The organism is Bacillus sp. SW14, from assembly GCF_047608225.1.
Classification (GTDB): domain Bacteria; phylum Bacillota; class Bacilli; order Bacillales; family Bacillaceae; genus Bacillus; species Bacillus subtilis_G.
The window spans coordinates 387263-410156 of record NZ_JBLKRW010000001.1; the positions used below are offsets into that span (position 1 = coordinate 387263).

The window sequence follows — 22894 nt, forward strand, 5'->3', positions numbered from 1 at the left end:
TATGCTGCTTTTTTCTTACCGCTGAAAGAACTCAATCCATTCACCGTCAGGACCTTCGATATAGAAATAACGGTATCCGTTTGGAAGGGTTGTGATCTCTTCGTCGATAAATTTCGCGTTCATTCTTTCCGCTTTTGTATATTCAGCCGCGATGTCATCCGTCAGCAGGGCAATGTGGTGCACTTTTCCTTCGGCGGGAAGCTCGCTGCTATAGCCTTGAATCAGTTCGATTTCTGTTTCCGGCCCGTCTTCAAAGCCAAGAAAAGCAAGCTCGATTATACCGTTCGTGTGAGTGATGCGATCCTTCAATTTCATGCCGAGAACCTCTTCATAAAATGTGATGGACGCGTTGATATCCCTTACCATAATGCCTGTATGGTCAATTCGTTTTGCCATGCTGCTCCTCCTCGTAACTCTTTTTGTCTATCGTAGAAAAACCTTTCCTTTCTGTCAATGCAGACATCTTGGCGTTTTGTGGTACGATAAGAGAAAGCAAACAGAAAGAGGACGAACAGATATGAAGCTACTCACTCTAAAGAAAGCACATGCTGCAAAAATCAAAAAAGGCTATCCGCTCATCGATAAGGAAGCTCTCGCAGGGAGTGCGGGGCACGTGAAAGAAGGAGACCTCGTTGATATCGTGTCAGAGAGCGGCGAGTTTCTCGCGCGGGGTTATTACGGCCTGCAAAACAAAGGGGTCGGCTGGACGCTTACCCGCAATAAACAAGAACAGATAGACCAAGCATTTTTTCTCAGCAAATTAATTAAAGCGATCGAAGCGCGCGCCAAACTTTTCGAGGCTCAAGACACAACAGCTTTCCGTATGTTCAATGGTGAGGGTGACGGCATCGGCGGCGTCACCATCGACTATTATGGCGGGTATCTGCTGGTTCAATGGTACAGCAAAGGCATTTACGCCTTTAAAGATATGCTGATTTCCGCTTTGGATGAGCTTGATCTGGATTATCAAGCGATTTACGAGAAAAAGCGCTTCGACACGGCTGGGCAATACGTCGAAGATGATGACTTCGTGAAGGGGAAAAGAGGCGAATTCCCGATCATTATTCAGGAAAATGGCATTCAATATGCGGTAGATCTGAATGAAGGCGCCATGACAGGCATCTTTTTGGATCAAAGACATGTGCGCAAGGCGATCAGAGACCGCTATGCAGAAGGAAAAACCGTCTTAAACACGTTTTCTTATACGGGGGCATTCTCCGTGGCAGCTGCGCTTGGCGGAGCGGAGAAAACAACAAGCGTGGACGTGGCAAACCGGAGCCTGGCCAAAACGATCGAGCAATTCAGCGTGAACAAGCTGGATTACGAGGCACACGACATTAAAGTGATGGACGTGTTTAACTATTTTTCGTACGCGGCGAAAAAGGATCTGCGCTTTGATCTGATTATTCTCGACCCGCCTTCCTTTGCGCGCACAAAAAAACGCACCTTCAGCGCGGCCAAGGATTATAAAAACCTGCTGAAGGAAACGATCGCCATCACAGCTGACAAGGGCGTCATCGTTGCTTCAACAAACAGCAGCGCCTTCGGCATGAAGAAATTCAAAGGCTTTATCGATGCAGCCTTTAAAGAAACCAATGAACGCTACACAATCATTGAAGAATTTACGCTGCCGGAGGATTTTAAAACGATTTCGGCGTTTCCGGAAGGCAACTACCTAAAAGTGGTCTTTCTGCAGAAAAAATAAAGCAAAAAGCTGCCCTGTTCAGGAGCAGCTTTTTTATGTAGAAATGATCTGCTGGACGCGGCCGATGCGGCCATCTTCAAGCCGGACTTTAATGCCGTGCGGGTGATAGCTTGATTTCGTCAAAATATCCTTCACTGTGCCTCTCGTCAGTTTTCCTGTTTTTTGGTCTTCTTTCAATACAATATCCACCTGTAAACCTTTCGAAATGCTTCTTCGCTCTTGCCCGTTCATCGCGCTCATCCTTTCTTTTTTTCATTATAGTCATTATGGTTTAAAAGTAACAGCCGGCTGATGAAGTGTATTTTTGTTTTTTTCAGCCCTCATTAAATAGAATGTCAGCCCAAAGCCTGCTATGCTCAGAATGCTAAAAAGCAGGTAGACTGCGAAGATGGACACGTAGTCAAAAATGTACCCGCCCGCAAATGTACAGAACCAGTTGCCGAATCCATTGCCGATGGCCGCGTACATGGTTAACGCCGTCGCTTCAACGTGGCTTGGGGTGATTTTTTTCACGTATTGAAGCGCCGCCGGGATAAATAAACCGATGGCCACTCCCTGAAGAAAGACTGTCGCATAAATGATCCATAATGAAGGCGCTGTGAAATAGAGCGCCCACCTGAATAATGAGACCCCGCCTGACAGCATAATGACATTGAGCAGCCCCATTTTATCTATAAATGTTTGGGCGAATCGCATAAATGGAATTTCCGAGATCACGCCGATAAAAAATAAAATGCCGATAGCGGAAAGGGACGCGCCGCTTTTGTCCAGAAAAAGACTGAAATACGTATTGTTCGCTAAGTTTGGAGCAAATGTCGTAAAGGTGATGATCATAAAGATGAGGAACGTTTTGTTGCTGATAAGCTCCCGGAATCCTTTGCGGATATTGACCTTTGTTTTTGTCTTCTGCTGGCCCGGCATTTGTGAGGCCAGTATGGCGGCAATACAGAGAAAGGCACAGCCAAAAATAAAGATCACGTGAATGGGGTACAGCTGATTCGTCACCTGTCCCATGACAAACACGGCGACGCCGAAGCCCAGAGAACCAAACAGGCGGATTCCGCCGTAGTTGCCGTTTGTTTCTTGTGTGTATCTTAGTGAAATGCTGTCCGATAATGGAATAATCGTGCTTTGAAAGACTGCAAAACAGGCCGCAACTAAAATAAAAAGAGGAAACCCGTCAAATGCAATATAGCCTAATCCGATGATGCCTGTGATTGCTGTGCAAACCGCCAGCAGGCTTTTCGTTTTTTGCGTATAGTCGCTCAGCATGCCCCAAAACGGCTGAAAGAAAATCATCACAATCGGGCCGAGTGACATGATCAAGCCGACCTGTGATCCGCTTAAATGCTGTTCTTTCGTTAAATACATGCTGAGTAAGGGGATCATGCTGCCCGTGCCGAGAAAGGCAAACAAATAAAATCCTTTTAACGCGGCGTAATGCCGTCTCACCTGCAAGTTATGCATGGGGGTGCCTCCTTTAGTATCCACAAATTACATTATATTGTAATCTGCCAGCTTTTCAATAAGGAGAAGCACATAAAAAACTGCCCTCGAGAGGACAGTTTTTTCTTACATAAATGAAAGTAAAAACGGCGCCGCGCAAAGCGTCATAATCGCAGCTAAGATCATCGACACGCTGGAAATCGTGCCGGACACAGAGCTGAGTTCAAATGCTTTTGACGTTCCCGCTCCATGTGCGCTTGTGCCGAGCAGCACGCCCCGCGCGATTTCGTTATCAATACGGAAATAGCGGATGACCATTGGGCCGATCACTGTGCCTAACAAAGCGGTCAAAATCACAAACACGGCTGTGACGGCAGGCATTCCGCCGATCATTTCAGATACGTTCATAGCGATCGGCGTTGTCACTGATCTCGGGACGAGGCTGTCAATTAAGCCGGTGCCGAGGTGAAGCCATTTCGCAATAAGAGCAGTTGAAATAATCGCGATGCATGAGCCGACGGCTACGTTCAAAATAATTTCCACTGCGTATTTCTTCAAAACAGGGAAATATTTATATAGCGGGATCGCAAAAGCTACGGTGGCCGGCTGAAGCATATCGGTCAGCAATTCGCCGCCAAGATTATATGACTCGTACGGGACATTCACCAGCAGCAGCAGACCGACTAACACAGCGGGCGTTACCAATAGCGGAGACGTATAGACACGCGGAAAGCGTTGATATACCTTTTTTGCTCCTACATACACCAAGACCGTTAAAAACAAACTTACAATTCCGATGAACACGTATGCTTTTTCTCCTTTCTTTTTGCAATGATTTGTGTAAGCGTTCCTGTGGACACCATCACGACAAACGTGCTGATGATGACAACAAGCAGAATGCTGACACCAAATTTCGACATAATGTCTCCGTATTCAATCACTCCGACGGCAGACGGGATAAAAAATAAAAGCAGCTCCCCGAGAAGCCACGCCGCGCCAAGCTCTATCCATTCAAGCTTGATAATCTTAAAGTGTAATAATGTGAAAATAATCACAATCCCAATTATACTGCCGGGAATATTTATATGAAGAAGGGCTGTCACCCAATTAATCAGCCGGGCAAATATAAATAACAGAGCGATTTGAATAACGGTTAGCAGCAGTTTTTTCATATTGATGCCTCCCTTATATTCATATTGTACATAAGGTCTCGCTATAGGTAAAATATATATTAAGAATAATAAGTATTCCTTTTGTCTATAGGAAGGGTGAAGCACATGGATATCCGCCATTTAACATACTTTTTGGAAGTCGCCCGTTTAAAAAGCTTTACGAAGGCTTCCCAATCTCTTTATGTTTCGCAGCCGACGATATCAAAAATGATCAAAAATTTAGAAGAAGAGCTCGGAATTGAGCTGTTTTACCGGAACGGCAGGCAGGTGGAACTGACTGACGCCGGGCAGAGCATGTATGTGCAGGCGCAAGAAATTATTAAATCATTTCAAAACCTGACGTCAGAATTAAATGATATTATGGAGGTCAAGAAAGGCCATGTGCGGATCGGGCTGCCGCCGATGATCGGGTCGGGATTTTTCCCGAGAGTGCTCGGCGATTTTCGTGCACACTATCCGAATATCACCTTTCAGTTAGTCGAAGACGGTTCTATAAAAGTCCAAGAAGGTGTTGGAGACGGCTCTCTCGATATCGGCGTTGTGGTTCTTCCTGCAAACGAAGACATCTTTCATTCGTTTACAATCGTAAAAGAAACCTTAATGCTTGTCGTTCACCCATCCCATCGGCTAGCAGAAGAAAAAGAGTGCAGGCTGCGTGAGTTGAAGAACGAGCCTTTTATTTTCTTCAGGGAGGATTTTGTCCTGCACAATCGAATTATGACCGAGTGTATCAAGGCTGGATTCCGGCCTCATATCATTTATGAAACCTCACAATGGGATTTTATCAGTGAGATGGTGTCAGCCAACCTGGGAATCGGGCTTTTGCCGGAACGAATCTGCCGCGGGCTTGATCTGGAAAAAGTGAAAGTCATCCCGCTTGTTGAGCCGGTCATCCCTTGGCACCTCGCCATTATTTGGAGAAAAGACCGCTACTTGTCCTTTGCGGCCAGAGCTTGGCTTGAACACACGAAATCGTATTTATGGGACCCGAAAAAAGAAAGTAAAGGATGATGCAAACATGGATGCACAATCAGCTGCAAAATGTCTTACTGCTGTCCGCCGCCATAGCCCTCTGGTGCACAGCATAACCAACAATGTCGTTACGAATTTTACAGCGAACGGACTGCTCGCCCTTGGCGCATCGCCCGTGATGGCGTACGCGAAAGAAGAGGTCGCCGACATGGCGAAGATAGCGGGAGCCCTTGTTTTAAATATCGGAACGCTGAGCAAGGAGTCAGTCGAAGCGATGATCATCGCGGGAAAATCAGCCAATGAACATGGCGTCCCCGTCATTCTTGATCCTGTCGGTGCCGGAGCAACACCGTTCCGCACCGAATCAGCGCGTGACATCATTCGTGAGGTGCGCCTCTCTGCGATTAGAGGAAACGGGGCGGAAATTGCCCATACCGTCGGCGTGACCGATTGGCTGATCAAAGGTGTGGATGCGGGAGAAGGCGGAGGCGACATCATCCGCCTGACTCAGCAGGCGGCACAAAAGCTCAACACGGTCATTGCGATCACTGGCGAAGTCGATGTCATAGCTGACTCGTCAAACGTATATACCCTCCATAACGGCCACAAGCTGCTGACGAAAGTGACAGGCGCCGGATGTCTGCTGACTTCCGTTGTCGGTGCGTTTTGCGCTGTCGAAGAAAATCCATTGTTTGCTGCTATCGCTGCCATTTCTTCATATGGGGTCGCAGCCCAGCTTGCCGCACAAGAGACAGCTGACAAAGGTCCGGGAAGCTTTCAAATTGAATTGCTGAACAAGCTTTCATCTGTTACTGAACAAGACGTCCAAGAACTGGCAACAATAGAAAGGGTGACTGTCTCATGACACGTATTTCTCGGGAAATGATGAAAAAGTTATTGTCTGTTTACTTCATTATGGGGTCAAACAATACGAAAGCCGATCCTGTCACAGTCGTACAAAAAGCGTTAAAAGGCGGCGCCACGCTGTTCCAATTTCGTGAAAAGGGCGGGGATGCGCTGACAGGGGAGGTGCGGATTGAATTCGCTAAAAACGTGCAGGAAGCCTGCCGTAAAGCCGGCGTTCCTTTCATTGTCAATGATGATGTGGAGCTGGCTCTGAAACTGAAGGCTGACGGTGTCCACATCGGCCAGGAAGACGCCAGCGCAAAAGAAGTAAGAAGTGCTATAGGTGATATGATTCTTGGCGTTTCCGCCCATACAATGTCTGAGGTGAAGCAAGCTGAAGAAGATGGAGCGGATTATATCGGACTCGGGCCAATCTACCCGACAGAAACGAAAAAGGATACGAAAGCCGTACAGGGTGTATCTCTTATCGAAGCGGTTCGCCGCCAAGGCATCGGCATTCCAATTGTCGGCATCGGCGGCATCACAATCGAAAATGCAGCACATGTTATCCAAGCGGGGGCCGACGGTGTCAGTATGATCAGCGCCATCAGTCAAGCGGATGATCCTGAGGGTGCCGCACGCAAGTTTTATGAAGACATTCAAACGTATAAAAAGGGTAGATAAGCGTTCTTATTTCTTCGAAAGGCTGTTCCGTAATGGACAGCCTTTTTGCCGTGGTATCAAGGTTTTCAGACCTTCAAATTTTAATTGACAAAAAACAGGAACTGGCTATGATTATGTTATACAATGATAATCATTTTCAATTATAGGAGGAGCATGATGACTCGGGGGCTGGCGCTTATTTTATTTAGCTTGTTGATGGTTTTCGGTTCTGCGGCATATGCGGAAGACGATCCGATCGCTACGCTGATTCAATTAAACAAGCAAATGACCGAATCCGTAAAAGACGGAGATACGGAATCGGCACAACAAATGTTTGAAACATTCAAGGCAAAGTGGAAAAAAGAAGAACCTTCTATTAAAAAGGAAAACCTTTCTTCCCACAGCAAAATGGACTCGAATATCGCGATGATTTCTCTTTCTTTCATTAATCAAGATGCAGATAAACTCAAAACACAGCTTGAAGAGCTTTTTTCTCATCTAGAAACCTATCAGCAGGCTGTCGTGCTGAAAAAGACATCCTCGGGTCAATCAAGGGCGTCCTTAACAGCCTATATTCAAAATTTAAAAGACACAAAAACGTTAATAGAGCAAAACCGGTTGGATGAAGCGTCATCCGCAATCGACAATTTAATTACATCCTGGCTCGCTGTTGAGGGAGACGTCGTTTCCCAATCGAAAGAAGCCTATACGACATCAGAGGAAAATCTGGCGCTGATGAAGGCTGAGATCGGCAGCCATCCCGAAAAGGTATCAAAGCAAATTGACGACATGATCCAATTGCTCGAGCCGATCGCTTCAAGCAGCTACAGCTGGTGGGATGCTGCGCTGATCCCGATTCGTGAAGGGATGGAGGCGCTGCTAGTCATCGGGGCGCTTTTGACCATGACAAAGAAAGCCCTTGTCACGCGTTCCTCGGCATGGATCTGGGGCGGAGCGTCAGCCGGCATGGTTATTTCCTTGACAGCCGGCATCGGTGTCACGCTTCTGTTCTCCTCCAGCGTATTCGGAGAAAACAACTTCTTGCTTGGCGGCGTCACCGGCGTACTGTCCGCTCTCATGCTTTTATATGTCGGGGTGTGGCTGCACAGAAACGCCTCAATGGATAAATGGAGAGAAAAAATCAATATCCAGAAGTCACAGGCACTTAAAAAACGAAGCCTGCTTTCCTTTGCGCTCATTGCATTTCTGGCAGTTGTAAGAGAAGGGCTCGAAACGGTCATCTTTTTCATCGGCCTTGTCGGGAAGCTCCCGCTCACTGAGCTGATCGGGGGAACTGCCGCGGGGCTTGTCGTTCTCGTCATCGTCGGTGTTCTGATGATCAAGCTCGGAATGCGTATTCCATTAAAGCCGTTTTTCCTGCTGTCCATGGCGGTCGTCCTGTATATGTGCGTGAAATTTCTCGGAACAGGCGTTCACAGCCTGCAACTGGCGGGCATTCTTCCGTCTGATGCGGAAAGCTGGCTGCCGTCTATATCGGTGCTTGGTATTTATCCGTCCGTGTACAGCACGATTCCGCAATTGTTGATCTTACTCTTTTTACTGATTGCGCTTATCTCAGAAGCGGCAAAACATTTTACAAACGGAAAGGAACTGACAAAATGAATTTCACAAAAATCGCTGTATCAGCAGGCTGCATCCTTGCGCTAGCAGGCTGCGGAGCCAATGACACATCCTCAACCAAAGAAAAAGCTTCACCTGAAAAAAGCGGGGTTACTAAAGAGATCGCCGCATCCGTAGATAAAATGGAAACCATGATTGCCAAGCTGAATGATTCAGCGGAAAAAGGAGACCAACAAGAGATCGAAAAAAAGGGGAAAGAGTTAAACAGCTACTGGCTTTCCTTTGAAAATGATATCCGCAGCGATTATCCGTTCGAGTATACAGAAATCGAAAAGCACCTTCAGCCCATCTATACAGAAGCGCAAAAAGACAAACCAGATACTGACAAAATCAAGACAGAATCCGAGTCATTGAAAGCATCCTTAGAAGACCTGACAGAAGCGAAGAAGAGCAGCAAAAAGGCAAGCGAACAGCTGGCAAAGGCAGCGGACGAATATAAAGACTATGTCAAAGAACAGAGCGATCAGCTTGTAAAAGCGACTGAAACATTTACAAGCGCTGTGAAATCAGGCGATATTAAAAAATCTAAAACGTTATACGCGAAAGCGCGTGTTTATTACGAACGAATCGAACCGATCGCTGAAAGCCTCGGTGATCTCGATCCGAAAATTGACGCCCGTGAAAATGATGTAGAAGAAGGGGGCAAATGGACAGGTTTCCATAAGCTTGAGAAAGCCATCTGGAAGGATAAAGATATTTCCGGGGAAAAGGCAATAGCTGACCAGCTTCTCAAGGATGTAAAGGAGCTTGACGGTTCAATTGAATCACTGACATTAACACCTGAACAAATGGTAGCAGGCGCGATGGAGCTTCTGAACGAAGCCGGCATTTCGAAAATCACGGGAGAAGAGGAGCGCTACTCACGAATTGATTTAGTCGACCTTATGGCGAATGTGGAAGGCTCCGAAGCTGTTTATCAAACAGTAAAAAGCGCGCTTGTTAAAGATCACTCTGACCTGACGGAAAAACTGGATACGGAATTCAGCAAATTTGAAGTTTTAATGGCAAAATACAAATCAAATGATCAGTCTTATACGTCTTATGATAAATTAAGTGAAGATCAAATCAGAGAGCTGAGCACAAAGCTGACGACTCTTTCTGAAACCATGTCGAAGATTGCGAATGTGCTATAAAAGGAGTTTTGTAACAGCATGAGCGATGAACAAAAAAAGCCAGAACAAATTCATAGACGGGACATTTTAAAATGGGGAGCGATGGCAGGTGCGGCCGTTGCGATCGGTGCCAGCGGACTCGGCGGTCTTGCCCCGCTTGTTCAGACTGCTGCTAAGTCATCAAAAAAGGATGAGCAAGAGGAGGAGCAGGCCGTCCCGTTTTACGGAAAGCATCAGGCCGGAATCACAACTGCCCATCAGACGTATGTCTATTTTGCCGCGCTGGATATAACAGCAAAAGAGAAGAGCGACATCATTACATTATTCAGAAACTGGACAAGTCTGACACAGATGCTGACGTCAGGAAAGAAAATGTCAGTTGAGCAGAAAAATCAATATTTGCCGCCGCAGGATACAGGTGAATCTGCTGATTTATCCCCTTCCAATTTAACGATCACATTCGGATTCGGGCCTGGCTTTTTTGAAAAAGACGGAAAGGACCGCTTCGGGCTGAAAAACAAAAAACCGAAGCACCTTGCCGCTTTTCCAGCTATGCCGAATGACAACTTGGATGAAAAACAGGGAGGCGGAGATATCTGCATTCAAGTATGCGCAGACGATGAACAAGTGGCGTTTCACGCGCTGAGAAATCTGCTGAACCAAGCGATCGGCACCTGTGAGGTCCGCTTTGTGAACAAAGGCTTTTTAAGCGGAGGGAAAAATGGCGAAACGCCGCGCAATCTCTTCGGGTTTAAAGATGGAACAGGCAACCAGAGCACGAAGGATGATACCTTGATGAACTCGATCGTGTGGATTCAGTCCGGTGAGCCTGACTGGATGACGGGCGGCACCTATATGGCCTTTCGGAAAATAAAAATGTTCCTTGAGATATGGGACCGTTCTTCCCTCAAGGATCAAGAGGATACCTTCGGGCGCAGAAAAAGCTCGGGGGCGCCTTTCGGCCAGAAAAAGGAAACAGACCCTGTGAAGCTGAATCAAATCCCGTCAAATTCACACGTCAGCCTTTCCAAATCTACGGGAAAACAAATTTTGCGTAGGGCTTTCTCTTACACAGAAGGACTTGATCCGAAAACCGGCTATATGGATGCGGGCCTCCTGTTTATCAGCTTTCAAAAAAATCCCGACAATCAGTTCATCCCCATGCTGAAGGCCCTTTCGGCAAAGGATGCGTTAAACGAATACACGCAAACAATCGGTTCCGCTTTATATGCATGTCCAGGCGGCTGCAAAAAGGGCGAATATATTGCCCAGCGTTTGCTGGAATCATAAAAGAAGCCTTTATCGGCTTCTTTTTTAAAAAAACATTTGTAACTTTAATAGTTACAGTTTAAAATCAACCTATACGAAAGGAGATTATCATGACAATACACATCAAAGTTTATTCAGATTACGTCTGCCCATTTTGTTTCATTGGCAAAGCCGCTTTTGAAGAAGCGACTAAAGGAAAGGATATTGAAGTCGAGTGGATGCCGTTTGAACTGCGCCCAAGCCCATCTCCAAAGCTTGACCCGGTCAATGATCCTTCCAAACAGTACATGTGGCAGACATCAATTCAGCCAATGGCGGAGAAATTAGGAGTCGAGATTAATTTTCCAAACATCTCGCCTCATCCATATACAGATTTGGCGTTTGAAGGCTTCCACTTTGCAAAGGAATACAATAAAGGACATGAATACAATACCCGTGTCTTTCAGGCATTTTTCCAAGAGGGCCAAAATATCGGCGACATTGACATCTTGACGAAGCTTGCCAAGGAAGTGGGGCTAGACGGAGCTTCATTCAAATCCGCACTGGAATTAAGAACATATCAGGATGTGCAGCGCCAAGCCTTAAAGCACGCCTACGAAGAGGCTGACATCACAGCCGTTCCAACCTTTATCATTGGCGACACTGTGATTCCGGGTGTTGCCGGCAAGGATGTATTTGAACAAGCGATTTCTGAGGAACAGCAGAAAAAGTAAGGAAAACTCTCTATACAAGAAAGCTCAGGCTGTCGAGAGTACCTCGACAGCCTCAGCGTGTCGACAAACCCTCGCATTCGTTGTCAGTCCTGCGCGTTGGTGCTCACGAATGATAACATTCGCTCCGCTCCAATGCTCGCCCTTCCTAGACTTCAAGGGTTTTCAATCACGCTGACAAGATGACAAAATCCTAAAACAAAAACCGTTTTAGGACTTTGTCTACAATCTCAGGCTGTCGAGAGTACCTCGACAACCTTTTTTGGATTTCAAGCACAGATTGGTTTTTCCTATTTCTTTTTTACTCTTGATCCATATGAATGCCGGTATGTGCCTTCACCTGTATTTCCGCAAACGTATCTTCATCAACTGTTTTATCTGACGACAGCACCGTTCCAAGCCACGCGCCGAGGAAGCCGAGCGGGATGGAAATAATACCCGGATTGGAAAGCGGAATGAGCGGATCGCCGATAAAAACAGCACCTCCGGACGGATCCCACACACTAGGGCTCATCGACACAAGCACAAGCGCGCTGATCAGGCCTGTCAGGCTGCCCCATAAAGCGCCTGAGGCATTGAATCTCTTCCAGAAGACCGTAAACACAATCAGCGGGAGGTTTGCGCTGGCCGCCACCGCAAACGCAAGTGCGACAAGGAACGCCACATTTAAAGACTGTGCAAAAATCGCAAGAAGAATGGAGAGCACTGACACGGCGACCGAAGCCCATCTGGCCGCTTTCATCTGTTCTTTTTCAGTTGCTTCTCCCTTTCTGATGATTTGGCTGTAAATATCATGGGCAAACGCTGAGGCGGCAGACAGCACCAATCCGGTCACGACAGCTAAAATGGTTGCGAAGGCGATGGCTGACACAAACGCAAACAGAAAGTCTCCCCCGAGCGCTTTCGCCAAAAGCGGAGCCGCCATATTTCCCGCTTGGTCAGCCGCCGTAATCGCGTCGAAACCGACAAACGCAGCCGCGCCAAAGCCGAGAAACACCGTCATAATGTAAAACACGCCGATAATCCATGTCGCTGACACAACAGATGTCCGGGCCGTCTTAGCATCCTTAACGGTATAAAACCGGATCAAAATATGAGGAAGCCCGGCAGTTCCTAGCACGAGTGCCAAGTTTAACGACAAAGTCTCAAGCGGCACCTTGTATTTATTTCCGGGATTTAAAAAATCAGCGCCAAGCGGAGTGACCGTTTTCATCTGTTCAAACATGGTATTAAGGTTAAAGCCGAATTTCGAAAACACGATGATTGAAATCACGAGTGTGCCGGCCATCAGCAAAACCGCTTTAATGATTTGAACCCAGCTTGTCGCGATCATGCCGCCAAACACGACATAAATGGTCATCAGCACTCCGACGATGAGAACCGCCACGGTATAATCCAGCCCAAGCAGCAGTTTGATCAGCGCACCGGCCCCCACGAGCTGGGCGATCATATAAAAAGTAGAGATGGCAATGGTATTCAGAGCCGCGACGCCGCGGATTTTCTTTTCCTTAAAACGAGCCGCAATCATGTCAGCCATCGTATACTTCCCAAGATTCCGAAGCGGTTCCGCCACGATGTACAAGACAACGAGATAAGCCACCAGAAAACCGATGCTGTAAAAGAATCCATCAAATCCATATAACGCAATCATTCCGGCAATCCCGAGAAACGAGGCTGCAGACATGTAGTCGCCGGCAATTGCCAGTCCATTCTGAACACCGGTGAGCCCGCCGCCAGCCGTATAAAACTCACTCGTCGTTTTCGTCTTCTTCGCGGCAAAATAGGTGATGACAAGCGTTAGGCCGACGATTGCTAAAAATAATAGAAAAGCAGTCATATTCATGTCTGTTCACCCTTCAAATCTTCCTTTAAAGCGCTTACATATTGGTCAAAATGAGCTGCCCTTCGGGAATACACCGTACTCAGTATCCAGGTCATGGCGAATTGGGCGATGGCAAACAGCCAAGCCCATGAAACAGCTCCAATGGCCGGCGCATTCAAAAAGGTGAAATAAGACGTCAAAACAGGAAGTGAAAAATAAAAGACGAAAAAGAAAATCGCAGAAGGAACAATAAAAGCGTGTTTCTGCTTTAAAAAAGCTTGGAAAGACGGCGTTGCAGCAATCTGTTTGTAATCAGCTTTGTACATGGCTTTCCTCCTTTTATTGACTAAACGTAAGCAAAAAGGTACACCAATAGGTATGTACTGAAAGTCTGATTTATGCATTGAAGAATATCTGAAGAATGAAAACAGAAGGAAGTCGTGAAGATAGGAACGCAATTGGCAGAAAGACAGGCGAAGGTTTTCCAGCTCGGCCGCGTATATACGAGTTTGCTTTCAAAACCTCACCGAATGCAGCTTGTTCTCGGCAAAGCTGCTGTTTACCAGAGCCTGGTTATGGATGTTCGCATCACCTCTTAATGACAATGCATGTGCCAAGAGGTGACCGCATCACCGGCTGTCTGTCGTATGTTAGCTGACACACCGTTTGTCCTCAAGCTCGGCGCGGCAATCGCTTTCGAATAGAGGATATGGTGAAAACTCAGATCAGATGATAGAAAAGCCAGATGTAATAGATCCGCCTGTTCGGATTAGTCTTGGCGGACGGTTTTTTTGTGATTGTTCTTTCTCAAAGCTGTCTCAGATTCTAAAAACTGCCTCACATCACGAATGCCTAACCCAATGGATCTAGCTTCTTGCATTAGCATATGCCAATCTTTGTCCAAATCTTTTTTAACATGAGTTTTCATAGTAACCTCCAATTGTATAAAATGTTTTCCTGCAACATGCGGGCAATAAAGAAAGCCGCGCGATGATGAGGCGAGTACAACAAATTTCACACATAGTTGCCCGGTGTTCACAAACTGAAGGAAAAACCACCTACCTATTCCCTAAAAAAATGACTAATATAACCAATGAATCTTATTTATAATAATAAACAATTAAATACTGACTGGATAGTACGTAAATGAAAATAAATCATTTAGCCTATTAAAAATGACCCCGGGGAAACCGAATAGCATAAGCGTTCAAAGAAATAAATACCGCTAAAGATTGATCCGTTGTAAGATAAGGATAATCATGCCGCCTGGAGAAAAATATGAAAAAAAACAAATTTCAAATTAAAAGAGAAGCAACATTTGAAAGTTTTATAGAAGCTGGCTTGAATTTGTTGATTGACCGAGCGTATGATCCGGTTTCTGTAGAGGATATCAGCAGATCAGCCGGGTACAGCAAAGGAGCTTTTTATGTTCATTTTGTCAGCAAGGAGGATTTTCTGCAGCATCTTCTCGAAAAACGCCAAATGAAAATAAAGATGATCATAGGGTATCTTGATCAAATGGAGCAGATTTCAGTGAAACCGCTGACATTGGACGAGGCTGCGAAACATGCCGCAGAGATGCTATATTCCTATTACATAAATAAGCCGTCGTGGGACATTGTCTCATTTGCCATGAATATGCCGACATATAAAATCCTTCGAAAATGCAAGGCCTATGCACGGCTGTACGAATTGTGGGTCGAGGAAAACGCGTTATATATTATGTGGCTGAAGGAGAGAAAGCTGATTGACGCCTGTATTGATCCGGGATATACGGCTAAAATAATATGTGCGGTACTCGACGGAATCATTAAACAAGCATATGTATTGGGACAGCCCGCCACATTCCGCAGCTTTTTAGACGCACTCTCGATTTTTTTCACGCTAGACAGAGAGCGCGTGAGACCAAGAATCTTGAAAAGTTTTTCAGAAAGCGAGGAACATCAGTGAAGTATAGAGAAATGATTATGTATATCATTATGGGGGTTTTCACAACCATTGTGAACATCGCCAGCTTTTATATATTGGTAGAGATCATGAATATGGATTACAAAGCCGCCACTGTCGCCGCTTGGGTTTTGTCCGTGCTGTTTGCTTACATCACGAATAAATTATATGTGTTTCAGCAAAAAACACATGACCTGCAGAGCCTAATGAAAGAGATCACTGCCTTTTTCAGCGTTCGGGTTCTGTCTCTCGGCATAGATTTAGGCATGATGATCATTCTTGTCGGCCAGTTCAATACAAATGAAACCTTGGCTAAAATACTCGACAACGCGGTCATTGTTGTCGTCAACTATGCCGCAAGCAAATGGCTCGTTTTTAAAAAGACAAAAGAAGAAGGCGTGTGACAGGCACTATCGTTTCGCTTAAGAAATAAGGGGAAATAAGAAAATAAAACCATGAAAGGTGATTGCACATGCGGGAAGAGCTAAAGGGGATATTTGCAAGTGTATTCGGAGAAAAAGAAGGGTTACGGTTTTTTTTCGCACCTGGCAGAGTGAATCTGATTGGAGAACATACAGACTATAACGGCGGGCATGTCTTTCCATGCGCGCTGACAATGGGTACATATGCTGCAGTTGCAGAAAGAAACGACGGGCTTGTCCGGATGTATTCTGACAACTTTAAAGACGCAGGCATCAAGGAGTGCAGCCTTGATGACATCCGCTATCAAAAAGAAGACGACTGGGCCAACTATCCGAAAGGCGTCATTTATGAATTTCAGCAAAGGGGCTATTCAGTTCCCCATGGCTTTGACATTGTATTTTCAGGGAATATTCCAAACGGGGCGGGGCTCTCGTCCTCCGCTTCTATTGAGCTGCTGATGGGAGTCGTGCTTCAAAGCTATTTCCACCCTGAAGTGGATGCGCTTGAACTTGTAAAAATGGCGCAGTATGCGGAAAACACATTTATTGGTGTCAATTGCGGGATTATGGACCAATTCGCAATCGGAATGGGAAAAAAACACCATGCGATGCTGCTGAACTGCGACACGCTGGACTATGAATATAGCAAACTCGATGTCTCAGGCCTCGCACTTGTCATTGCGAACACGAACAAAAAAAGGACATTGGCAGACTCTAGCTATAATACGAGACGCCAAGAGTGTAATGACGCGTTGCTTGATCTGCAAAAAGCACTCGGTATTGCCTCGCTGGGCGACATCAAGCCCGCTGATTTCGACGCGCATTCCAGCCTTATTCGAAATGATACGAACAGACGCCGGGCAAAGCATGCTGTATATGAAAACCACCGGGCGATCAAGACGGCCGATATGTTCAAAGAAAACAATGTAGATGAAATCGGGCGGTTAATGAAGGAATCCCACCTTTCATTGAAGGATGATTATGAAGTGACATGCCCTGAACTTGATGAGCTTGTGTTTGCGGCGTGGGACCACGAAGGAGTCATCGGATCAAGAATGACGGGAGCGGGCTTCGGCGGCTGCACCATCAGCATTGTAAGGGATGCGTTTGTTGATGATTTTATCCAAAAGGCTGGAGACAGATACCAAGAAAAAACAGGTCTCAAAGCGGAATTTTATATCGCTGATATCGGAGAGGGAGCGAGAGAACTAAAGGGGGAGTGACACATGCGTATTGTTGAACATCTGGAACAGCTGCTGGAGTATGGACTGGAACGAAAACTGATTTCGATCTGGGACCGGGAATACACGAGAAACCGTCTATATGAAGCATTGGACATCGAACATCCTGAGCAGGTCTCCTCCACACGTATCAAGAAGGAACAGAGCCTTCCGAACCTGCTTGCTCCTATTTACAAATGGGCGGCGGAAACCGGCCGCATGGAAGCGGATACAGACACATACCGTGACTTGCTCAGCGCAAAGCTGATGGGATGTTTCGTACCTCCTCCGTCTGAGGTCATTCGCAAGTTTGAGGAGACAAAAGCATTATACGGCCCAAAACAGGCGACAAAGGAATTCTATCAATATTCAGAGGATGTCTACTATATCCGGTCTGACAGGATCGCCAAAAATGTGCATTGGACGGTGCCGACCGAATATGGCGAGCTGGAAATGACCATTAATCTATCAAAGCCCGAAAAGGACCCAAAAGCGATTGCGGCTGCAAAAGAGCAAACACAGACTCATTACCCGATGTGTTTGCTTTGTAAAGAAAATGTCGGGTTTGAGGGAAGCGTGAATCATCCGGCCCGCCAAAATCACAGAATCATTCCGGTCATCCTTAAAGGGGAAGAATGGTACTTGCAGTTCTCGCCATACGTCTATTATCCAGAGCATTGTATCGTCTTAAAGGGTGAGCATGAACCGATGGAGATCAGCAGAAAAACATTTGAAAGGCTGCTGTCATTTCTCGGGCAATATCCGCATTACTTTATCGGCTCAAATGCGGATCTGCCGATTGTCGGCGGCAGCATCCTGAGCCATGATCATTTCCAAGGCGGGGCGCACGATTTTCCGATGGCGCGTGCAGAAGCGGAGGAAGTATATGAATTACATGATCATCCCGGTGTGTCGCTGGGCTTAGTGAAGTGGCCGATGTCGGTTCTCAGGCTCCAAGGAGACAAACCGGATCATGTCGCTGAAGCTGCTGATCATATATTCCGCACGTGGCAAACGTATTCCGATGAAATAGCCGGGATAGCCGCCTATACAGACGATACATCCCATAATACGGTTACGCCGATCGCGCGGCGCAGGGAAGACTTGTACGAACTTGATATCGTGCTGAGAAACAATCGGACGGATGAGGAGCATCCATTAGGAATATTTCATCCTCATCAGGACGTTCACCATATTAAAAAAGAAAATATCGGCCTGATTGAAGTCATGGGATTGGCGATATTGCCGGGCCGTTTACAGGAAGAAATGAAAGAAACGGCAGTGGCGCTGTGTTCTGCTGATCCGAAAACAGTTTTAGAACAAAATCCGCTCACGGCAAAACATAAGGAGTGGGCTCTTCGGATGATGGAAAAAAGAACGATAACAAAAGAGAATGCCGATCTAGTCATAAAAGAAGAGCTTGGACATGTATTCGCTCGCATTCTTGAACACGCCGGTGTATTTAAACAAACACCGGAAGGAAAACAGGCCTTCAAAAGGTTTATTGATCATTTAGGCGTGAAACCAGTCAAAAGCCTCAACCGCTAGAGTTGAGGCTTTTTCGATTTTATCGTAAAACAAACGCCCAAAGCACTGACGCTTCGGGCGCTGTCACTCTTATCCTCTTTTTCTCGCTAACAGGCTTACTAGAAATACGACAATGGCTGCGCCGATCACTGCCGGAATAATGGCAAATCCGGCTAGGTTCGGTCCCCATGTTCCGAGCAGCCCATGTCCGATCCACGCGCCGATAAGACCCGCGATCATAGACCCGATAATTCCCCCGGGCATATCTCCTTTCACAAACAGACTGCCAAGCCATCCAATAATAATAGCGACGATAAGTGAAATAATAAAACTCATCATGCAACACATCCTATTTTGTATTTATTTGCTTATAACATTCCTCTATTGCGTGTAAGCTAAACAAATGGATGTTCTCTTGGATAATGGGAACAGTTTAGAGCATATTGCCGCTTTATTAAGCCTTTTCATTCAAAATTTGATGCGTTAAAATGGTAGTCGTGTGAAAAGATGCTAGACAAGGGAAAATTAATTCCTATCTAGAAAGTTTAACAAAATGAAATTTTTGATTGACCTAAGTTTTTTATTGTGGTAAACCTTTATTTGTCAGAATTAGTTTTTCATCATCTTTCTTTACTTATATGCGGAAATAACTAGAAACTTTTCATCTTAAGCGATAGATGTGAATAAAGTTGGAGCAATTTTTGTCGATTTTATGACATTTAAGCGAAAATGGGATGAAGTTTAGAAAAAAATAAAGCTAATAAGTGAACTTTTTGATAGCATAACAAAGTAGAGAAAAGATTTTGAGGAAGTATGCACTTCAGATTTATTACATCAATAGGAAGGATGGTGATCTTCTTGTTCAGAGCATTAAAACCGTTACTTGTATTAGCGCTGTTAACTGTGGTTTTCGTCCTTGGGGGATGCAGCAATGCTTCAGTACTAGATCCGAAAGGGCCTGTAGCTGAACAGCAAACTGATTTAATCCTGTTATCTATCGGATTTATGCTGTTTATCGTCGGGGTCGTCTTTGTTCTATTTACCATTATTTTAGTAAAATACCGCGACCGTAAAGGCAAAGATAATGGATCTTATAACCCAGAAATTCACGGTAACACGTTCTTAGAAGTAGTCTGGACAGTGATCCCAATTTTAATCGTCATTGCACTTTCTGTGCCAACCGTACAGACGATATATTCGTTAGAAAAAGCTCCTGAAGCAACAAAGGATAAAGAGCCTCTTGTTGTTTATGCTACTTCGGTAGACTGGAAATGGGTATTCAGCTACCCTGAACAGGATATTGAAACGGTCAACTACTTAAACATTCCTGTAGACCGCCCGATCTTGTTCAAAATTTCATCTGCAGATTCAATGGCTTCGCTATGGATTCCTCAGCTTGGAGGACAAAAATACGCGATGGCAGGAATGCTGATGGACCAATACTTACAGGCTGATGAAGTGGGAACTTACGAAGGACGCAACGCGAACTTCACAGGTGAACATTTTGCAGACCAAGAGTTTGATGTGAATGCAGTCACAGAAAAAGACTTTAACAGCTGGGTGAAAAAGTCTCAGAACGAGGCGCCTAAGCTGACAAAAGAGAAGTATGATCAATTGATGCTTCCTGAAAATGTGGATGAATTAACGTTCTCATCTACTCACTTAAAATACGTTGATCACGGACAGGACGCGGAATACGCGATGGAAGCGCGCAAACGCCTTGGCTACCAAGCCGTTTCACCGCACTCTAAAACAGATCCGTTTGAAAACGTAAAAGAAAATGAATTTAAAAAGTCTGATGATACAGAAGAATGATATTGATCAGGAAAGGAGGAAGCCCGCATGAAATTCAAATGGGACGAATTTTTCGTAACTGGTGACCCATTAATCCTGGGCGCACAAGTTTCCATTGCGCTTTCAACCATTGCCATTATTTTTGTACTGACTTACTTCAAAAAGTGGAAATGGCTGTGGTCTGAATGGATCACTACTGTTGACCATAAAAAACTCGGAATCATGTATATTATATCTGCTGTAATCATGTTATTCCGCGGCGGTGTCGACGGTCTGATGATGCGTGCCCAGCTAGCGCTTCCGAATAACAGTTTTTTAGACTCAAACCACTATAATGAGATTTTTACAACTCACGGTACAATCATGATCATCTTCATGGCGATGCCGTTCCTAATCGGTCTTATCAACGTTGTTATACCTCTTCAAATCGGTGCTCGCGACGTTGCGTTTCCTTACTTGAACAACCTGAGCTTCTGGACGTTCTTCGTAGGGGCGATGCTTTTCAATATTTCTTTCGTTATCGGAGGTTCTCCGAATGCAGGCTGGACGAGTTACATGCCGCTTGCCAGTAACGAGATGAGCCCTGGGCCGGGTGAGAACTACTACCTTCTCGGACTTCAGATTGCCGGTATCGGTACCCTGATGACAGGGATCAACTTTATGGTCACAATCTTAAAGATGAGAACAAAAGGCATGACATTAATGCGTATGCCAATGTTCACATGGACAACACTGATCACAATGGTTATTATCGTGTTTGCGTTCCCTGTGCTGACAGTAGCTTTAGCACTTTTATCATTTGATCGTTTGTTCGGCGCTCACTTTTTCACACTGGAAGCAGGCGGTATGCCAATGCTTTGGGCTAACTTGTTCTGGATTTGGGGACATCCTGAAGTATATATCGTTATTCTTCCGGCGTTCGGTATTTTCTCTGAGATTATTGCAAGCTTTGCAAGAAAACAATTGTTTGGTTACACAGCGATGGTCGGATCTATTATCGCCATCTCCGTATTGAGTTTCCTAGTTTGGACTCACCACTTCTTCACAATGGGGAACAGTGCGTCCGTTAACTCATTCTTCTCAATTACGACAATGGCCATATCAATCCCGACCGGGGTTAAAATCTTTAACTGGCTCTTTACCATGTATAAAGGCCGAATCAGCTTTACAACGCCTATGCTGTGGGCGCTTGCGTTCATTCCTAACTTCGTCATCGGCGGGGTGACAGGGGTTATGCTTGCGATGGCAGCAGCGGATTATCAATACCATAATACGTACTTCCTTGTATCTCACTTCCACTATGTGCTGATCGCGGGTACTGTATTTGCTTGTTTCGCCGGATTTATTTTCTGGTATCCAAAAATGTTCGGCCACAAGCTGAACGAAAGAATCGGAAAATGGTTCTTCTGGATCTTTATGATCGGTTTCAATGTATGTTTCTTCCCACAATACTTCTTGGGGCTTCAAGGCATGCCTCGCCGTATTTACACATACGGACCGAATGACGGCTGGACTGCATTGAACTTTCTCTCAACTGTCGGAGCTTTCATGATGGGTGTAGGTTTCTTAATCCTTTGCTATAACATCTACTACAGCTTCCGCTACTCTACTCGTGAAATCAGCGGGGATTCATGGGGTGTGGGACGTACGCTTGATTGGGCGACTTCTTCTGCGATTCCGCCGCATTACAACTTTGCGGTGCTTCCTGAAGTCAAATCTAAAGATGCATTCCATCAGATGAAAGAAGAAAAAACGGAGTTATACCCTGAAAGCAAATTCAAGAAAATCCATATGCCAAGCAACTCAGGCAGACCATTCTTTATGTCTGTTGCCTTCGGTATTGCCGGCTTTGGACTTGTCTTTGAATGGTACTGGATGGGCGTAGTCGGATTGATCGGAGTCCTGCTCTGCATGGTTCTGCGTTCATTCGAATACGACAACGGCTACTACATTAGTGTTGATGAAATAAAAGAGACGGAAAGAAAGATTTCCGAATAAGGAGGCGTGAGTTATGGAACATGCAGAACACGGCAATTCTAACGCGCCTATGGAATATCAATCTGAAACCGGCAGACTTAATATTCTCGGGTTTTGGATCTTTTTAGGGGCAGAAATTGTGTTGTTCTCAACACTATTTGCAACCTTCTTCGTTCTTCAAAACAGAACAGCAGGAGGTGTCTTACCGGACGAACTGTTTGAAGTCAATCTGGTAATGATTATGACGTTCTTGCTGCTTATCAGCAGCTTTACCTGCGGGATCGCTGTTCATGAAATGCGCCGCGGAAGTTTAAAAGGCGTCGTCATTTGGACAATTATCACTCTTCTTCTCGGTGCCGGCTTCGTCGGTTTTGAGATTACCGAGTTTGTCCACTATGTACATGAAGGAGCATCTCTCGGTACCAGTGCGTTCTGGTCTGGATTCTTTGTTTTACTTGGAACTCACGGAACTCACGTAACAATCGGTATTTTCTGGATCATAGGAATTCTGATTCAGTTGAAGAAACGCGGCCTAACTCCGCAAACTTCATCTAAAATCTTTATCTCAAGCTTATACTGGCACTTCTTAGATGTTGTATGGATTTTCATCTTTACAGGTGTCTATCTCATGGGATTGGGGGGTCTGTAA

At 45.5% G+C, this 22894-nt stretch carries 25 protein-coding genes; 16 read left to right on the forward strand and 9 right to left on the reverse strand.

Annotation, left to right across the window (positions count from 1 at the left end; all coding sequences use genetic code 11):
- Window positions 1-15: 15 nt before the first annotated feature.
- Window positions 16-396, reverse strand: coding sequence for a glyoxalase GlxA (gene glxA, locus ACMX2I_RS02010; RefSeq protein ID WP_087993211.1), 381 nt, complete (start codon window positions 394-396; stop codon window positions 16-18).
- A gap of 121 nt (window positions 397-517) precedes the next feature.
- On the opposite strand from glxA, the gene ACMX2I_RS02015 reads away from it, so the two are divergent.
- Entirely contained in the window at window positions 518-1705 is a 1188-nt protein-coding gene (locus ACMX2I_RS02015; RefSeq protein WP_414956022.1) for a class I SAM-dependent rRNA methyltransferase, read from the forward strand.
- A gap of 33 nt (window positions 1706-1738) precedes the next feature.
- Here the strand turns inward: ACMX2I_RS02015 and ACMX2I_RS02020 are convergent, their stop codons facing one another.
- From ACMX2I_RS02020 to ACMX2I_RS02035, 4 genes are all read right to left on the reverse strand, one after another.
- Complete coding sequence (locus ACMX2I_RS02020; protein WP_202327873.1) at window positions 1739-1936, reverse strand: YwbE family protein; 198 nt, start codon at window positions 1934-1936, stop codon at window positions 1739-1741.
- Between the two features lie 33 nt (window positions 1937-1969).
- Window positions 1970-3172 carry a major facilitator superfamily domain-containing protein 6 gene (locus tag ACMX2I_RS02025; protein WP_333519043.1) on the reverse strand — a complete coding sequence of 401 codons (1203 nt, stop codon included), beginning with the start codon at window positions 3170-3172 and terminating at the stop codon, window positions 1970-1972.
- Between the two features lie 105 nt (window positions 3173-3277).
- On the reverse strand, window positions 3278-3955 hold the full coding sequence (locus ACMX2I_RS02030; RefSeq protein WP_087993207.1) for a CidB/LrgB family autolysis modulator: 678 nt from the start codon (window positions 3953-3955) through the stop codon (window positions 3278-3280).
- Window positions 3937-4323 carry a CidA/LrgA family holin-like protein gene (locus ACMX2I_RS02035; RefSeq protein ID WP_087993206.1) on the reverse strand — a complete coding sequence of 129 codons (387 nt, stop codon included), beginning with the start codon at window positions 4321-4323 and terminating at the stop codon, window positions 3937-3939. Before ACMX2I_RS02035 ends, ACMX2I_RS02030 begins: the two co-directional genes overlap by 19 nt.
- A 105-nt stretch (window positions 4324-4428) precedes the next feature.
- On the opposite strand from ACMX2I_RS02035, the gene cidR reads away from it, so the two are divergent.
- The 7 genes from cidR to ACMX2I_RS02070 all read left to right on the forward strand — a co-directional run bounded on the left by cidR (window position 4429) and on the right by ACMX2I_RS02070 (window position 11539).
- On the forward strand, window positions 4429-5334 hold the full coding sequence (gene cidR / locus ACMX2I_RS02040; RefSeq protein ID WP_414956023.1) for a cidABC operon transcriptional activator CidR: 906 nt from the start codon (window positions 4429-4431) through the stop codon (window positions 5332-5334).
- A gap of 7 nt (window positions 5335-5341) precedes the next feature.
- Window positions 5342-6160: a hydroxyethylthiazole kinase gene (gene thiM / locus ACMX2I_RS02045; RefSeq protein WP_414956024.1), complete on the forward strand. Its 819-nt coding sequence runs from the start codon at window positions 5342-5344 to the stop codon at window positions 6158-6160.
- Window positions 6157-6825: a thiamine phosphate synthase gene (thiE, locus tag ACMX2I_RS02050; protein WP_414956025.1), complete on the forward strand. Its 669-nt coding sequence runs from the start codon at window positions 6157-6159 to the stop codon at window positions 6823-6825. Before thiM ends, thiE begins: the two co-directional genes overlap by 4 nt.
- Before the next feature lie 156 nt (window positions 6826-6981).
- The gene (locus ACMX2I_RS02055) at window positions 6982-8427 is read left to right on the forward strand and encodes an FTR1 family protein (protein WP_414956026.1); all 1446 of its coding nucleotides are present in this window, start codon (window positions 6982-6984) and stop codon (window positions 8425-8427) included.
- A complete protein-coding gene (gene efeO / locus ACMX2I_RS02060) occupies window positions 8424-9578 on the forward strand; it encodes an iron uptake system protein EfeO (RefSeq protein ID WP_414956027.1) in 1155 nt (384 codons plus the stop codon). Before ACMX2I_RS02055 ends, efeO begins: the two co-directional genes overlap by 4 nt.
- 18 nt (window positions 9579-9596) lie before the next feature.
- Window positions 9597-10847 (forward strand): iron uptake transporter deferrochelatase/peroxidase subunit, encoded by a 1251-nt coding sequence (gene efeB / locus ACMX2I_RS02065; RefSeq protein ID WP_414956028.1) that lies wholly within the window; start codon window positions 9597-9599, stop codon window positions 10845-10847.
- Window positions 10848-10936: 89 nt separating this feature from the next.
- Window positions 10937-11539 (forward strand): DsbA family oxidoreductase, encoded by a 603-nt coding sequence (locus ACMX2I_RS02070; RefSeq protein ID WP_414956029.1) that lies wholly within the window; start codon window positions 10937-10939, stop codon window positions 11537-11539.
- A 298-nt stretch (window positions 11540-11837) separates the two neighbouring features.
- On the opposite strand, the gene ACMX2I_RS02075 is transcribed toward ACMX2I_RS02070, so the two are convergent.
- The gene (locus tag ACMX2I_RS02075) at window positions 11838-13379 is read right to left on the reverse strand and encodes a cation acetate symporter (RefSeq protein ID WP_414956030.1); all 1542 of its coding nucleotides are present in this window, start codon (window positions 13377-13379) and stop codon (window positions 11838-11840) included.
- Window positions 13376-13684 (reverse strand): DUF485 domain-containing protein, encoded by a 309-nt coding sequence (locus ACMX2I_RS02080; RefSeq protein WP_414956031.1) that lies wholly within the window; start codon window positions 13682-13684, stop codon window positions 13376-13378. The genes ACMX2I_RS02075 and ACMX2I_RS02080 overlap by 4 nt, the downstream gene beginning before the upstream one ends.
- A 114-nt stretch (window positions 13685-13798) precedes the next feature.
- Here ACMX2I_RS02080 and ACMX2I_RS02085 point away from each other — a divergent pair, with 114 nt between their 5' ends.
- A complete protein-coding gene (locus tag ACMX2I_RS02085) occupies window positions 13799-13957 on the forward strand; it encodes a hypothetical protein (protein WP_414956032.1) in 159 nt (52 codons plus the stop codon).
- A 170-nt stretch (window positions 13958-14127) separates the two neighbouring features.
- On the opposite strand, the gene slrA is transcribed toward ACMX2I_RS02085, so the two are convergent.
- Window positions 14128-14286 carry a transcriptional regulator SlrA gene (gene slrA, locus ACMX2I_RS02090; protein WP_014115625.1) on the reverse strand — a complete coding sequence of 53 codons (159 nt, stop codon included), beginning with the start codon at window positions 14284-14286 and terminating at the stop codon, window positions 14128-14130.
- 350 nt (window positions 14287-14636) lie between these two features.
- Here slrA and ACMX2I_RS02095 point away from each other — a divergent pair, with 350 nt between their 5' ends.
- The 4 genes from ACMX2I_RS02095 to galT all read left to right on the forward strand — a co-directional run bounded on the left by ACMX2I_RS02095 (window position 14637) and on the right by galT (window position 18495).
- On the forward strand, window positions 14637-15308 hold the full coding sequence (locus ACMX2I_RS02095) for a TetR/AcrR family transcriptional regulator (RefSeq protein ID WP_414956033.1): 672 nt from the start codon (window positions 14637-14639) through the stop codon (window positions 15306-15308).
- 17 nt (window positions 15309-15325) lie between these two features.
- On the forward strand, window positions 15326-15709 hold the full coding sequence (locus ACMX2I_RS02100; RefSeq protein ID WP_148963448.1) for a GtrA family protein: 384 nt from the start codon (window positions 15326-15328) through the stop codon (window positions 15707-15709).
- A gap of 68 nt (window positions 15710-15777) precedes the next feature.
- Window positions 15778-16950 carry a galactokinase gene (locus ACMX2I_RS02105; protein ID WP_414956034.1) on the forward strand — a complete coding sequence of 391 codons (1173 nt, stop codon included), beginning with the start codon at window positions 15778-15780 and terminating at the stop codon, window positions 16948-16950.
- Between the two features lie 3 nt (window positions 16951-16953).
- Entirely contained in the window at window positions 16954-18495 is a 1542-nt protein-coding gene (galT, locus tag ACMX2I_RS02110; RefSeq protein ID WP_414956035.1) for a UDP-glucose--hexose-1-phosphate uridylyltransferase, read from the forward strand.
- A gap of 69 nt (window positions 18496-18564) precedes the next feature.
- Here the strand turns inward: galT and ACMX2I_RS02115 are convergent, their stop codons facing one another.
- Window positions 18565-18810, reverse strand: a complete 246-nt coding sequence (locus ACMX2I_RS02115; protein WP_003222176.1) for a GlsB/YeaQ/YmgE family stress response membrane protein — start codon at window positions 18808-18810, stop codon at window positions 18565-18567.
- A gap of 513 nt (window positions 18811-19323) precedes the next feature.
- Here ACMX2I_RS02115 and qoxA point away from each other — a divergent pair.
- Genes qoxA through qoxC form a run of 3 tightly spaced genes read left to right on the forward strand, consistent with a single transcriptional unit; the run spans window position 19324 to window position 22894 of the window.
- Window positions 19324-20289: a cytochrome aa3 quinol oxidase subunit II gene (qoxA, locus tag ACMX2I_RS02120; RefSeq protein WP_394715627.1), complete on the forward strand. Its 966-nt coding sequence runs from the start codon at window positions 19324-19326 to the stop codon at window positions 20287-20289.
- A 27-nt stretch (window positions 20290-20316) separates the two neighbouring features.
- The gene (gene qoxB / locus ACMX2I_RS02125) at window positions 20317-22266 is read left to right on the forward strand and encodes a cytochrome aa3 quinol oxidase subunit I (protein WP_414956036.1); all 1950 of its coding nucleotides are present in this window, start codon (window positions 20317-20319) and stop codon (window positions 22264-22266) included.
- Between the two features lie 13 nt (window positions 22267-22279).
- Window positions 22280-22894, forward strand: coding sequence for a cytochrome aa3 quinol oxidase subunit III (qoxC, locus tag ACMX2I_RS02130; RefSeq protein ID WP_010329034.1), 615 nt, complete (start codon window positions 22280-22282; stop codon window positions 22892-22894).

Coding starts and splice junctions, on each gene's coding strand:
- glxA (WP_087993211.1), bottom strand. CDS start 396: ATGGCAAAACGAATTGACCATACAGGCATTATGGTAAGGGATATCAAC.
- ACMX2I_RS02015 (WP_414956022.1), top strand. CDS start 518: ATGAAGCTACTCACTCTAAAGAAAGCACATGCTGCAAAAATCAAAAAA.
- ACMX2I_RS02020 (WP_202327873.1), bottom strand. CDS start 1,936: ATGAACGGGCAAGAGCGAAGAAGCATTTCGAAAGGTTTACAGGTGGAT.
- ACMX2I_RS02025 (WP_333519043.1), bottom strand. CDS start 3,172: ATGCATAACTTGCAGGTGAGACGGCATTACGCCGCGTTAAAAGGATTT.
- ACMX2I_RS02035 (WP_087993206.1), bottom strand. CDS start 4,323: ATGAAAAAACTGCTGCTAACCGTTATTCAAATCGCTCTGTTATTTATA.
- cidR (WP_414956023.1), top strand. CDS start 4,429: ATGGATATCCGCCATTTAACATACTTTTTGGAAGTCGCCCGTTTAAAA.
- thiM (WP_414956024.1), top strand. CDS start 5,342: ATGGATGCACAATCAGCTGCAAAATGTCTTACTGCTGTCCGCCGCCAT.
- thiE (WP_414956025.1), top strand. CDS start 6,157: ATGACACGTATTTCTCGGGAAATGATGAAAAAGTTATTGTCTGTTTAC.
- ACMX2I_RS02055 (WP_414956026.1), top strand. CDS start 6,982: ATGACTCGGGGGCTGGCGCTTATTTTATTTAGCTTGTTGATGGTTTTC.
- efeO (WP_414956027.1), top strand. CDS start 8,424: ATGAATTTCACAAAAATCGCTGTATCAGCAGGCTGCATCCTTGCGCTA.
- efeB (WP_414956028.1), top strand. CDS start 9,597: ATGAGCGATGAACAAAAAAAGCCAGAACAAATTCATAGACGGGACATT.
- ACMX2I_RS02070 (WP_414956029.1), top strand. CDS start 10,937: ATGACAATACACATCAAAGTTTATTCAGATTACGTCTGCCCATTTTGT.
- ACMX2I_RS02075 (WP_414956030.1), bottom strand. CDS start 13,379: ATGAATATGACTGCTTTTCTATTATTTTTAGCAATCGTCGGCCTAACG.
- ACMX2I_RS02080 (WP_414956031.1), bottom strand. CDS start 13,684: ATGTACAAAGCTGATTACAAACAGATTGCTGCAACGCCGTCTTTCCAA.
- slrA (WP_014115625.1), bottom strand. CDS start 14,286: ATGAAAACTCATGTTAAAAAAGATTTGGACAAAGATTGGCATATGCTA.
- ACMX2I_RS02095 (WP_414956033.1), top strand. CDS start 14,637: ATGAAAAAAAACAAATTTCAAATTAAAAGAGAAGCAACATTTGAAAGT.
- ACMX2I_RS02100 (WP_148963448.1), top strand. CDS start 15,326: ATGTATATCATTATGGGGGTTTTCACAACCATTGTGAACATCGCCAGC.
- ACMX2I_RS02105 (WP_414956034.1), top strand. CDS start 15,778: ATGCGGGAAGAGCTAAAGGGGATATTTGCAAGTGTATTCGGAGAAAAA.
- galT (WP_414956035.1), top strand. CDS start 16,954: ATGCGTATTGTTGAACATCTGGAACAGCTGCTGGAGTATGGACTGGAA.
- ACMX2I_RS02115 (WP_003222176.1), bottom strand. CDS start 18,810: ATGAGTTTTATTATTTCACTTATCGTCGCTATTATTATTGGATGGCTT.
- qoxB (WP_414956036.1), top strand. CDS start 20,317: ATGAAATTCAAATGGGACGAATTTTTCGTAACTGGTGACCCATTAATC.
- qoxC (WP_010329034.1), top strand. CDS start 22,280: ATGGAACATGCAGAACACGGCAATTCTAACGCGCCTATGGAATATCAA.